10 protein-coding genes and 1 pseudogene are annotated in these 11,860 nt (G+C 63.9%); 4 read left to right on the plus strand and 7 right to left on the minus strand.

Translation table 11 applies throughout. The annotated features are described in order from the left end of the window. Positions 1-128: 128 nt before the first annotated feature. From FHS84_RS14220 to recA, 3 genes are all read right to left on the minus strand, one after another. On the minus strand, positions 129-1,370 hold the full coding sequence (locus FHS84_RS14220) for an ion transporter (protein WP_166935452.1): 1,242 nt from the start codon (positions 1,368-1,370) through the stop codon (positions 129-131). Between the two features lie 5 nt (positions 1,371-1,375). Then, the gene (gene alaS, locus FHS84_RS14225) at positions 1,376-4,021 is read right to left on the minus strand and encodes an alanine--tRNA ligase (RefSeq protein WP_166935454.1); all 2,646 of its coding nucleotides are present in this window, start codon (positions 4,019-4,021) and stop codon (positions 1,376-1,378) included. A gap of 236 nt (positions 4,022-4,257) precedes the next feature. Further along, on the minus strand, positions 4,258-5,337 hold the full coding sequence (gene recA, locus FHS84_RS14230) for a recombinase RecA (protein ID WP_166935456.1): 1,080 nt from the start codon (positions 5,335-5,337) through the stop codon (positions 4,258-4,260). 315 nt (positions 5,338-5,652) lie between these two features. Between recA and FHS84_RS14235 the strand changes: the two genes are divergently transcribed. The 4 genes from FHS84_RS14235 to FHS84_RS14250 all read left to right on the plus strand — a co-directional run bounded on the left by FHS84_RS14235 (position 5,653) and on the right by FHS84_RS14250 (position 7,869). After that, complete coding sequence (locus FHS84_RS14235) at positions 5,653-6,054, plus strand: bacteriohemerythrin (protein WP_166935458.1); 402 nt, start codon at positions 5,653-5,655, stop codon at positions 6,052-6,054. Between the two features lie 154 nt (positions 6,055-6,208). Continuing rightward, on the plus strand, positions 6,209-6,616 hold the full coding sequence (locus FHS84_RS14240; RefSeq protein WP_166935460.1) for a bacteriohemerythrin: 408 nt from the start codon (positions 6,209-6,211) through the stop codon (positions 6,614-6,616). Positions 6,617-6,762: 146 nt separating this feature from the next. Next, on the plus strand, positions 6,763-7,170 hold the full coding sequence (locus tag FHS84_RS14245) for a bacteriohemerythrin (protein ID WP_166935462.1): 408 nt from the start codon (positions 6,763-6,765) through the stop codon (positions 7,168-7,170). A 330-nt stretch (positions 7,171-7,500) separates the two neighbouring features. Beyond that, entirely contained in the window at positions 7,501-7,869 is a 369-nt protein-coding gene (locus tag FHS84_RS14250; protein ID WP_166935464.1) for a DUF8058 family membrane protein, read from the plus strand. Here FHS84_RS14250 and FHS84_RS14255 read toward each other — a convergent pair. From FHS84_RS14255 to FHS84_RS23105, 4 genes and pseudogenes are all read right to left on the minus strand, one after another. Continuing rightward, positions 7,844-8,983 (minus strand): PepSY-associated TM helix domain-containing protein, encoded by a 1,140-nt coding sequence (locus FHS84_RS14255; protein ID WP_341801831.1) that lies wholly within the window; start codon positions 8,981-8,983, stop codon positions 7,844-7,846. The genes FHS84_RS14250 and FHS84_RS14255 overlap by 26 nt on opposite strands. After that, the gene (locus FHS84_RS14260) at positions 8,980-11,064 is read right to left on the minus strand and encodes a TonB-dependent siderophore receptor (RefSeq protein ID WP_166935469.1); all 2,085 of its coding nucleotides are present in this window, start codon (positions 11,062-11,064) and stop codon (positions 8,980-8,982) included. Before FHS84_RS14260 ends, FHS84_RS14255 begins: the two co-directional genes overlap by 4 nt. Before the next feature lie 229 nt (positions 11,065-11,293). Continuing rightward, positions 11,294-11,653, minus strand: a complete 360-nt coding sequence (locus FHS84_RS23100) for an SH3 domain-containing protein (protein WP_425061566.1) — start codon at positions 11,651-11,653, stop codon at positions 11,294-11,296. A 9-nt stretch (positions 11,654-11,662) separates the two neighbouring features. Continuing rightward, positions 11,663-11,860: pseudogene (locus tag FHS84_RS23105) on the minus strand (DUF4236 domain-containing protein); the annotation flags it as partial.

An 11,860-nucleotide genomic window follows, 5' to 3' on the forward strand; every position in this document is an offset into this window, starting at 1 on the left:
CCCCACGGGCTCTTGAGGCCCCAGGTGGACACGATCTTCCGTCCGCCACCGCGCCGGTCAGCTTAACCGATCTGCGGGACTTCAAGTTACAAGGTGGATCATCGCGAAGCGATGAGACGGAGGGGGCGTCAATCGTCTTCGCGGTATTCGTAACGGCGTTGGGCGGCGGCGGCGATCTCCACCGAGGCGATGTCGCCGCGTCCGGCGCGGGCCAAGTGCTCCTTGGCCGCTTCCGCGATGTGCTGGCGTAGTTCGGGGTGTTTGCGGGTCAAGGTGGTGAAATCCTCGGCCGATAGCGCCAGCAACCGGCAGTTCGACAGTGCCACGATGGTGGCCCGCCGATGGGTGTCGTGTAACAGCGCCAGTTCGCCGAAGAAATCGCCCGGCCCGAACTGAACGCGGCGGCTGGCGAGTTCGACTTCGACCTCGCCCGACACGATGAAATACATCGCGTGCGCCGGCGCGCCCTTGACCGAGATGATGGTGCCGCGCGACACGCTTTGCGAGCGCAGCACGTTCATGATCTCGCCCAACAGGCGGGCATCGAGATCCTTGAACAGCGGCACCCGCGCCAGCATGCCGAAGGTGACGATGAATTCGCGCTGGTGGATGGTGTTCATGAAGCCGTTGGCGACGATGCCGACCGGCAGCGCCAAAATGCCGAGCCCCGTCACCATGGTGCAGCCGGCGATGATGCGGCCGAGCAGCGTCACCGGCACTTCGTCGCCATAGCCTACGGTCGTCAGCGTGGTGATCGCCCACCACATCGAGCCGGGAATGGTGCCGAACTTGTCCGGCTGCACGGCGCCTTCGGCGGCATGCATGGCGGCGGCCGCGAACACGGTGGTGCAGATGATGAGAAGCAGGGTGCCGACCAGCGCGCGGCGTTCCGACATCAGGACGCGGCCAAGGTTCGACAGCGCCGGCGAATAGCGCGCGATCTTCAGGAGCCGCAGCAAGCGCACCATTCTGAGGAAGCGCAAGTCGAGGAACGGGAAGAAGACCGTGAAGTAGACCGGCGCGAAGGCGAAGAAGTCGATCACCATGGTCGGCTTCAGCGCGGCGGACAGCCGGCCTTTCCAGCGGCCTTGGACGGCGACCAGCGGGTCCTCGATCGTCACCCACAGTCTGAGCACGTATTCGATGGTGAACACCGCCACCGAGAAAATCTCGAAGGCCTCGAGGTCGAACCAATACGGCTCGCGGATCGACGGTACGCTTTGCAGCGTGAACGCCACCACGTTGGCAATGATGAGGACGATCAGGAAGACTTCGATCAGCGCGCCGAGCGTGCCGTGTGCCGGCCCGCCTTCGAGCACGAGATACACACGGCGGCGGAACCCTTTGTAGCGGTCGCGCGCCTGTTTCACTCCTGTCACCCGGCGGCGAGCTTGGCCTCGATGGCAGCAAGCGCCGCGGCCGCTTTGGTGCCGTCGGGACCGCCGGCCTGGGCCATGTCGGGACGGCCGCCGCCGCCCTTGCCGCCCAAGGCTTCCGCCCCCGTCCGCACCAGATCGACCGCACTGACCTTTTTCGTCAGGTCATCGGTGACGCCCACCACGATCGAAGCCTTGCCGTCGCTGACCGCCACGAAGGCGACCACGCCGGAGCCGATCTTGGTCTTGGCCTCGTCGGCCAGCCCCTTCAAATCCTTCGGCGACACGCCTTCGACGACGCGCGCCACCAGCTTGAGACCGCCGACCTCTTTGACGTCGCTCTCGGCGCCGCCTTGGGCCGGACCGGCCAGTGCCAGCGCCTTCCTGGCTTCCGTCAGTTCGCGTTCGAGACGGCGGCGTTCGTCGGCGAGTTGCGCCACGCGCGCCGGCAGTTCGGCCGGACTGGTCTTGAGGGCCGCCGCGGCTTCGCGCGCCAATTCGGACTGATGCGCCAGATACCGGCGGGCGCCTTCCGAGGTCAGCGCCTCGATGCGGCGCACGCCCGATGCCACCGCGCTTTCCGAAAGGATCGTGAACAGGCCGATGTCGCCGAGGCGATGGACATGGGTGCCGCCGCACAGCTCGACCGAGTACGGCTTATCGCCGTCCACACCCATCGTCAGCACGCGCACTTCGTCGCCGTATTTCTCGCCGAACAGCGCCATGGCGCCGGAACTGATCGCCTGCTCGGTCGGCATCAGCCGGGTCGCGACGTCGGAGTTCTGGCGGATGACGGCATTGACCATGTCTTCGACCCGCGCCAGCTCCTCCGCCGTTACCGGCTTGGGATGGCTGAAGTCGAAGCGCAGGTGTTCGGGGCCGACCAGCGAGCCCTTTTGCGCCACATGGGGGCCGAGGACGCGCTTCAGCGCGGCCTGCAGCAAATGGGTCGCCGAATGGTTGGCGCGGGTGGCGCGGCGGCGTTCGCCGTCGACCTTGAGATCGAGCGAGTCGCCGACGGCGATTTCGCCTTTGGTCACTTCGACCACATGCACATGCAAGGCGCCGAGCTTCTTCTCGGTGTCGATCACCGTGCCGGCGGCCTTGGGCGAAGCGACCGTGCCGTGATCGCCGACCTGGCCGCCGGATTCGCCGTAGAACGGGGTCTGGTTGGTCAGGATGAGCACGGTATCGCCCGTCTTGGCCGACGTGATGCGCTCGCCGTCCTTCAGGATCGCCAGCACCGTGCCTTCGGCCTCTTCGGTGTCGTAGCCGAGGAACTCGGTCTTGCCGAATTCGTCCTGCAGCGCGAACCACTGGGTATCGGTCGCCGCTTCGCCGGAGCCGGCCCAGGCCTTGCGCGCTTCGGCGCGCTGGCGGTTCATCGCATCGGTGAAGCCGGTGACGTCGACACCGATGTGGCGCGCCTTCAAGGCGTCCTGGGTGAGATCGAGCGGGAAGCCGTAAGTGTCGTAAAGCTTGAAGGCGGTTTCGCCGTCCAGCGTGTCGCCTTTGCCCAGCGTGGTGGTGGCTTCGTCGAGCAGCTTGAGGCCGCGTGCCAGGGTTTCGCGGAACCGGCTCTCTTCCAGCTTCAGGGTTTCGACGATCAGCGCCTGGCCGCGGGGAAGCTCGGGATAGGCCTCGCCCATTTCGGCGACGAGGGCCGGCACCAGGCGGTACATCAGCGGGTCTTTGGAGCCGATCAGATGGGCGTGGCGCATGGCGCGGCGCATGATGCGGCGCAGCACGTAGCCGCGGCCTTCGTTCGACGGCAGCACGCCTTCGGCGATCAGGAACGAAGCGGCGCGCAAATGGTCGGCGATGACGCGATGGCTGGCGCGGATTTCGTCGGTATTGCCGCGCGCGCCCGAGAACTCGACCGATGCCGCAATCAGATGGCGGAACAGATCGGTGTCGTAATTGTTGGTGACGCCTTGCAGGATGGCGGCGATACGCTCCAGTCCCATGCCGGTGTCGATCGACGGCCGCGGCAGCTCCACGCGGGTGTTCTCGTCGACCTGCTCGAACTGCATGAAGACGAGGTTCCAGAATTCGAGGAAGCGGTCGCCGTCTTCTTCCGGCGAGCCGGGAGGGCCGCCCCACAGGCTGGGGCCCTGGTCGATGAAGATTTCCGAGCAATAGCCGCACGGGCCGACCGGACCCATGGCCCAGAGATTCGACTCGTGGCCGATGATGCGGTCGTCGGACAGGCCCGAGATCTTCTTCCACAAGCCGCGGGCTTCCTCGTCCTTCGGATAGACCGTGACGAAGAGCTTGTCCTTCGGCAGATCGATCGTCTTGGTGACGAAGTCCCAGGCGAAGGTGATGGCCTGTTCCTTGAAGTAGTCGCCGAACGAGAAATTGCCCAGCATCTCGAAGAAGGTGTGGTGCCGGGCGGTGTAGCCGACATTGTCGAGATCGTTGTGCTTGCCGCCGGCGCGGACGCATTTCTGCACCGAGGTGGCTTTGGTGTACGGCCGCTTTTCCGCGCCCGTGAACACGTTCTTGAACTGCACCATGCCGGCATTGGTGAACAGCAACGTCGGGTCGTTGCGCGGCACCAGCGGCGAGGAGGGGACCACGGCGTGATCGCGATCGGCGAAGAACGCCAGGAATGCGGAGCGGAGATCGGCAAGACTTGTCATGGAGACCTTTTAGCCGTGGCTCAAATCCTTGTCATCCCGCGCTTCGTCCGAGCAGCCGGGCCGCGGCAAAACGGCCGTTCGGCCGCAGGCGCCCCCGGAACGGGAAGGGGCGCAGCGGTCGCCCGCTACGCCCCCGGAGTCGCTCCCTCATGCCAACAAGGGAACAGACACTTTTTTGGGTCGCGCAGCCGGGCGGAAAACCGCTCTACACTTTTCCTGGCTGTCGCTCCCGGAAATTATCCTTCCGCCGCCTCCGAATCTTCGCCGCCGAGGGCCAGAGCCTGACCGATCAGACCGGCATTCTGGCGGATTGCCGCCTCGATAGCGTTCGCTACGTCCTGGTTGGCGCCGAGATAGGCCTTGGCGGCCTCGCGGCCCTGGCCGATGCGGGTGCCGTCATAGGAGAACCAGGAGCCCGACTTCTCGACGATCCCGGCCTTGACGCCGAGGTCCAGAAGCTCGCCGGTCTTGGAGATGCCCTGGCCATACATGATGTCGAACTCGACCTGCTTGAACGGCGGGGCGACCTTGTTCTTGACCACTTTGACGCGGGTCTGGTTGCCGACCACTTCGTCGCGGTCCTTGATGGCGCCGATACGGCGGATGTCGAGGCGCACCGAGGAATAGAACTTGAGGGCGTTGCCGCCCGTCGTGGTCTCCGGGTTGCCGAACATGATGCCGATCTTCATGCGGATCTGATTGATGAAGATGACGATGGTGTTCGACTTGGAGATCGAGCCGGTCAGCTTGCGCAGCGCCTGACTCATCAAACGGGCCTGCAGGCCGGGGAGCTGGTCGCCCATCTCGCCTTCGAGTTCGGCTTTCGGGGTCAGCGCGGCGACCGAATCGACCACCACGATGTCGACGCCGCCCGAGCGCACCAGAGTATCGGTGATTTCGAGCGCTTGTTCGCCGGTATCGGGCTGGGAAATCAGGAGTTCGTCGACGTCGACACCCAGTTTGCGGGCATAAATCGGGTCCATGGCGTGTTCGGCGTCGATATAGGCCGCCGTGCCGCCCCTCTTCTGGACTTCGGCCACCGCATGCAGCGCCAGGGTGGTCTTGCCCGAAGATTCCGGACCGTAAACTTCAATGACGCGGCCGCGCGGCAGGCCGCCGATGCCGAGCGCGATATCGAGCCCGAGCGAGCCGGTCGAAACCACGTCGGCCGAGGTGACGGGCTCCTTCTGGCCGAGCTTCATCACGCTGCCTTTGCCGAAGGCGCGATCGATCTGCGACAGCGCCGCCTCGAGGGCGCGCTTCTTATCGGTATTGGTGTCTTCCTTGCCCACGACGCGCAACGGTGCCTGACTCATCGGTTCCGCTCCCTATAGACCACGGCTCGGTGCCCATTCCCAATGAATTTCGCACCACCGCGACAGGGCTCAAAGTACACGGTTTGTTCTAATTGGCAAGCCGCTACATACAGGGCTGATTCACCTGCGGAATACCCCATCATGTTCGCATCGTGTTCTTGAGAATGAGCAGCAGGGGGAATATCCCTTCTTGGCGGTCGGGTTCATAGGGGAAAGTCCCAATCGGGCCGACTCGGCTGGGGAGCGATTCCGGTAAGTCTCCGGCAAGAGTCGCAAGCCTAAGGTGTGGCCTCAATGTTCGAGCCGGAGTCCGCCATGGCGGTCCATCTTGCGCCTATCGGAATTTGTACGCTCGACGAGCAGCATCTGGAGATGGGCGGCATGCTGCGCGCCTTCCAGATTGCCGTCCTCCGGGGCCGGCCGGCGGCCGAAATCCGCGTCATGATCGAAACCTCGATGGCCGCGCTGCGTGCCCATTGCCGTCAGGAAGAAGCCCTGATGACCAAAAGCGCCTATCCGGACGCAGCGGCACACCGGCTCGATCACGAGCGGCTGGTGCTGGCGGCGTCGGCGTTCAGCGAGGACGTGCTGCATCACCGCCAGCCGCCGGAGATCCTCAACGAACATGGCGATCTGCTGCGGTCCATCTTCGTCGCCCACATGGATCGCGACGATCGCGCTTTGGCGCAGCACCTGATGCGCGTAGGATTAGGGTAAGCCGGCGGTTAACGGCACGCCGAAACTTGTAACGGCCTCTCGCGCAATTCCGCCTTTTCGGGTCGCGATAGTGCCAACATGCTCTGCTTGTTCAGTAAGCACTGCGCAACCCGATCGCCGTTACCCTTTGCGCGACCTTTGGTGGGAGTGAAGCATGGATCGGTACGACGATGCGCTCGCGCTCGGCGTGGAATCGATGGACAGCGAACACCGCCGCCTCGCAGCGCTGTTCGACCAGTTCGTCGCCTGCATGAAAGACGATGGAGCCCAGGGGCAAGTGCGTGCCATTGTCGAGGAGGCGTTGGCCCTCACCAACGAGCATTTCGACCATGAAGAACAACTGATGGCCGAAACCGCTTATCCCGGTGTCGACGAAGAAAAGCGCCAGCACCGCATGCTGCGCCTGAAGCTCACGACGATCGCCGGCGAAATCCTCAACACCGGCGTGTGCGATCAGATCACGATCGCCAACATCGGCGAGATGCAAAAGCTGCTCTACGATCACATGATCGGCCCCGATCGCGATCTCGCCAATTACCTGATCGCGCACGGCATACGGTAAGCAGAACTGATCGTTTCCGGCTTGCGGCGCCACCGGCGCAATGCGCCTGCGCCGGTTTTCGGAAAATACCTATTTCCGCGGTAAACACCCTGCAACTTGTCGGCACCATGCTGGCTGCGCGTGAAACCGGAAGTAGGGAGCACCGCATGGACCAGGCGTCGGATACGCTGGCTTTGGGTGTCAACGCGATCGACCGCGAACACCACGCCCTCATGAGCCTGATTGCGAAGTTCATCGCTTATCTCAAAGCCGAAGCCGACGCCGAGGTGGCGCTGGCGGCACTGCGCGAAGCCATCATGGCGGGCAACGCCCACATGGAGCACGAAGAAGAACTGATGGCCCAGTCGGATTATCCCGGCGCCGAAGAGCACAAGCTCCACCATCGCACCGCACGGCTCAACTACACCACGCTGATGAGCGATGTGTTCGCATTTCAGGCGCACGACCCGGCCTTGCTGGAACAGTCCGCCCGCATCGAGGCGATGTTGCAGCATCATATCAGCGGGCCCGACCGGCAGTTCGCCGAATATCTGAAAGCCCGCGGCGTCAACTGACGCGCCCGCGCGGGAGCAGCGCCGGGGTTCGCGACTTCCTCTCTCGAGGAAACCCGAACCCGGCGTGCCGCATGCCCGATCCGTCCGTTCGCACCGCGCGCGTTGGGAGTGCGGACGGGGCGGTGCGCTGGTCAGTATCTCGGCGACGCGAGGCTGAGCGTCCCATTTCCGCACAGAATCACAACCGCCGCGCAATGTTTGCAATGATACCCAATGAATTGCTCAATTCGTACGCATTGCAGCCTTGGTTGCGCCACAACCGGGAGGCATTTCCCCCTCTGCCGAAACGGGGGGCTCCCGCTCGGTTATCCAGGAAGCGGGAAATCCGGAATGAAGACGATTGTCGCTGTCTATTCGGTCATCGTCGGTATCGCGATGCTGGTGTTGTGGACGTGGTTCTGGGCCGCCGGCACGATTCCCGACATGGCGACCAAGCCGTGGGAAATCGCCATGCATCTGACGGCGGAATTCACCACCGCCGGTCTTCTCATCGTCAGCGGCGCCGGTCTCTGGTTCGGCGCGGCGTGGGCGCGGCAAGTCAACGTCTTCGCCTCGGGCATGCTGGTCTATAGCCTGATCCAGAGTCCCGGCTATTACCTGCAGCGCAACGCCTTGCTGCTCGTCGCCCTGTTCGTGGCGGCGTTCTTCGTGACGCTGGCGATCTCGCCCGCCTTCAAGCCGCAGCAGCCGACGTCCTGAGACGCCGCACCATCCGGGCGTGGCGTTTCCTCAGCCAGATCACGACGCCGGTCACCGACAGCATCGCCACCGCCAGTCCGGCCAACGCCACCAGAATGCGCCCCGGCCAGCCGAGAATGCGGCCCGAATGAAGCTGGTACTGCATGCCGGCATAAATGTCGGCGAGCCGTCCGTGGCCCGCTTGCTGGTGCAGCACGCGGGCGCCGGTCTGATCATCAAACACGATGGTCGAAAGACCGAAACCATCGAGGCCTTTGTCGCCGCGCGCACCGTAACTGACGCCGACGGTGCCGGGCGCGCGAAACACCCATTGCGGCCGGTCGGCCTCGCGACGAGCCAGATGCAGCGCATCGTCGAAGGATAATTTCGGCGTGCGCACCACGGCGGGCGGACGCAAGTCTTCATACGACGGCGACAAAGTGGTGAAGGTCTTGAGCAGCGGACGGAACACCTGTTCGGGCAGATTCAGCGCCACGCTGCTGGTCGCCAACACGAACAGCACCGCCCACAGCCACAGCCCGCCGGCGCGATGCAGATCGAACTGGACGCGATAGGCACTGGCGCCGGGCTTGATCCGCCACGCCGGTCCCCATTTGGTCCAGAACGGCACCCCTCGCGGCAAGGTCAGCACGAAGGCGACGAAACAGTCGATGCTCCACAGACACGCGATGACGCCCATCAGCACGATGCCCCAGACGCCGGGCAGCTTCAGCGAATAGTGGAAGAGATAGATCATCGGCATCAGAGCCGCGCGGGATAGTCCGGCTTTGCCCCATTTGCGCTGGCCCAACACCTTGCCGGTGGCCGGATCGGCGAACACCTGATCGTAAGCGAGCGACTTGCCGCTGACCCAGACTTCGCTCGCCCGTCCCGGTGCCGGAATCGACATCAGCGTGACGTGCGTGCCCGGCAATTGCGCTTCCACCCGCGCCGCCAAGGCCGAAGGCGATAGGCGTTGTGATGTCACCGGCACATTGAACAGGTCCGGATTCAGCGCCCGGTCCAGCTCCTGATAGAACACGATCAGGCTGCCGGTGAGGCCGGCGACAGCGAGAAATCCCGCCATCGTCAGCCCCACCCAGCGATGCAGCCGGGTGAAAACCGCGCGTATCACAGCCGGTAGCTCAGCTTGGCTTCGAGCGTGCGCGGGAAGCCGGGCTGGACATAGGTGTCGTTGTACGAGCCCGAGAAATAACGTTCGTTGAAGAGATTCTTGAACGAAAGCTGCAATTGGGCGTCGCCGTAGACGTAGGCGATATCGGCGTTGACGAGCGTGTAGGCGGGCAGGCGGAAACTGTTGGGCAGATCGCTCGCCATGCCGGAATAATGATAGACGCCGCCCGCCACCGACAATCCCTCGAGCGTGCCGTCGAAGGCATAGCGCGTCCAGGCGCCGATCGAATGCTTGGGCGCATTGCGCAGCTGATCGCCGATCATCGCAGGATCGGTGTCAGCGATCACCGCCGCATCGGTATAGGCATAGGTGAAGATCGCCTGCCAATTGGCGTCGATCTGGAAGCGGCTGTCGAATTCGAAGCCGCGGCTGCGCTGCTTGCCCGCCTGCGTATAGAAGAACGGATGGGCGATGTCGGAGGTCGAGACATTGTTGCGCGTCAGGTAATAGAGCGAAGCGGTGAGATCGATGGTGCCGTCCATCAGGCTCGCTTTGACGCCGGTTTCCCACTGGCGGCCGGTTTCCGGCTTGAGCGCGTCGCCGCCGAACGTGGTGCCGCTCTGCGGCAGGAAGGATTCGCTGTAGCTGGCGAACATCACCGTCTTCGGCACCACTTCGTAGGTCACGCCAAGGCGCGGGGTGAAGGCGACATCGGTGACGCGCGCCGCGCCGAGGCCCGATTGCGCATCGTCCCAGCGCAGCGAACCGGTGAGGGTGAAATCGCCGTAGCTGACATGGTCCTGCAGATAAACGCCAAGATCGTGCAGGCTGTCGTCGGTCGCGGTGAACAGCGAATAGGCCGGCATCGGCCGGTGATAGGTGGGGTGGAAGAGATCGAGCGACATGTAGGCGCTGGGATCGCTGTAATCGATCTGCTGCGAATGCGAATGGCCGTGGGTGATGGAATAATCCGATCCCGCCAGCACGTGATGCGTCAGTGGCCCGGTGGCGAAATCCGCCGACAGCGACGTATCCGTCGTGATCATGGTGCCGTAGCTGTCGTAATCGTACGGGTACTGTTTCAGCGTCAGCGTGGTGCCGTCGTCGACCACGCTCGAGGTGTAGAGAATGTTGGTCCAGCGCTGGTCGTTGAAGGTGGCGCGCTGGCGGTGGTTCAGGCTGAACACGTCGTTGAAGCGGTGGCTGAACTGGTAACCGAGCTGGGTGCGGCCGACCTTGGACCGGTTGTCGTTGCCGAGATTGCCGGTATAGGTCTTGAGCGAATAGGTGCCGTAGGCCGACGGAATGATGGTGCCGAGCGCGGTCAGCGGCATCGCCATGTTCATGTCGTCGTGCTGATGGGACGTGAGCAGGGTCAATGCCGTGTCGGCGTCGAGGGTCCAGGTGAAGGACGGCGCGATATAGATGCGGTCGTTGCCGCTCGCATGGTCGACGAAGCTGCCGTCGTGGCGGTAGGTCGCCACCAGCCGGGCGCCGAGATCGGACGCGAACGGCCGGTTGCCGTCGAGGGTGAATTCATACGAGGCGTAGGAGCCGTACGCGCCGCTGAGGGCGAGAAACGCTTCGTCGGTCGGCCGCTTCGACACGAAATTGACGAGACCGCCGAGGGCGCCTTGGCCGTACAGCGCCGACGCCGGACCTTTCACCACCTGGATCTGTTCGAGGCCGGAAAGCTCGGCGTTGACGTCGACATAGGAGTCGAGCCGCATGCCGTCGAGATAGATGTAGCCCGAGGCATCGAAGCCGCGGATGCGGAAATAGTCGTAGGAACTGTAATAGCCGCCGCCGGAAACCCCGGCGACGTTGCGCAAGGCTTCGTCGAGCCGGGTGACGTTCTGGGCTGCCAAGAGGTCGGCCGACAAGATCTGGATGTTCTGCGGCGTTTCCAGAAGCGGGGTCTGGCCGCGGACGTCCAGTTCGATCGATTGGCCGGTAACGGTGACGGTTTCGCCGACGTCCGCGGCCGTGGCCACAGCGGGCGAAAATCCGAGAGCCAGGATCGATACGGACGCGGCCCAGAACGTCCTTCGTGATGCCGTGAGATTGTGACGCGTTCTCATTTTACCCCTCTAAAAGTTCCTGTTGAGAGTGTGTCGCATTCTCACGTTAACAGCAGAAGCGGGGCGGTTTGGCAAGTAGCGCTACCACGGGCGCACAGTCGCGGAAAAAGACCGTTAAATTTCCATAGCTTGGAGCTTTTGATTCCCTTGGGGAATCATCGCGCGGCAGTTGCCTCAAGGGGCGCGGTAGCGCCGGAGGTGACGCGCCGTCGCCGGATTTCGACGATTTTCAGGGCCTGGTGGCGCTGGCGGCGATCCAGCCTTCCGGCCGGTCATGGCCGACCTCGAGCCAGACGCCTTGGCGGGAAAAGACGGTGAAGCGATCGCCCTGTTTCGCCGTGCCGAGCTTTTCGGATTTGCGCGACGGCGCTGCCCGCACCGCCGTGCTGCGCTTGGCGATGGTCACGCTTTCTGCGGCCGGCTTTGCGACGGGCGCGGCAGCAACCGGGGCCACTGGCGCGGCGGCAACCGGAGTTGCCGGTTTGGAGGCGGGCGACGTCAGCGCTTGGTACGCCAGCACCCCGCCGCCAGCCAATGCGAGGACCAGGATCAAGGGAAACGGCGAACGCTTGCGCCCGCTGACCGGCACATGCGGCTCAGCGGTTTCCGTCTCGCCGTCGATCCTTGTGCGATAGGACACGCCGCTGCCGGGCACGCCGACATTGGCGTAGGTGCCCTTCTTGCCGACTGTGACCGAGGCGCCACGCACGCCGACCGTGGTCGACACCCCGCTGCGGCTCAAATTCAGCCGCACGCCGGGAAACAGTTTCACCGTTCGACGAAAACGCAGACCCAT

The organism is Rhizomicrobium electricum (genome assembly GCF_011762045.1).
Classification (GTDB): Bacteria; Pseudomonadota; Alphaproteobacteria; order Micropepsales; family Micropepsaceae; genus Rhizomicrobium; species Rhizomicrobium electricum.

Coding starts and splice junctions, on each gene's coding strand:
- recA (WP_166935456.1), bottom strand. CDS start 5,337: ATGAGTCAGGCACCGTTGCGCGTCGTGGGCAAGGAAGACACCAATACC.
- FHS84_RS14235 (WP_166935458.1), top strand. CDS start 5,653: ATGGCGGTCCATCTTGCGCCTATCGGAATTTGTACGCTCGACGAGCAG.
- FHS84_RS14250 (WP_166935464.1), top strand. CDS start 7,501: ATGAAGACGATTGTCGCTGTCTATTCGGTCATCGTCGGTATCGCGATG.
- alaS (WP_166935454.1), bottom strand. CDS start 4,021: ATGACAAGTCTTGCCGATCTCCGCTCCGCATTCCTGGCGTTCTTCGCC.
- FHS84_RS14260 (WP_166935469.1), bottom strand. CDS start 11,064: ATGAGAACGCGTCACAATCTCACGGCATCACGAAGGACGTTCTGGGCC.
- FHS84_RS14245 (WP_166935462.1), top strand. CDS start 6,763: ATGGACCAGGCGTCGGATACGCTGGCTTTGGGTGTCAACGCGATCGAC.
- FHS84_RS14240 (WP_166935460.1), top strand. CDS start 6,209: ATGGATCGGTACGACGATGCGCTCGCGCTCGGCGTGGAATCGATGGAC.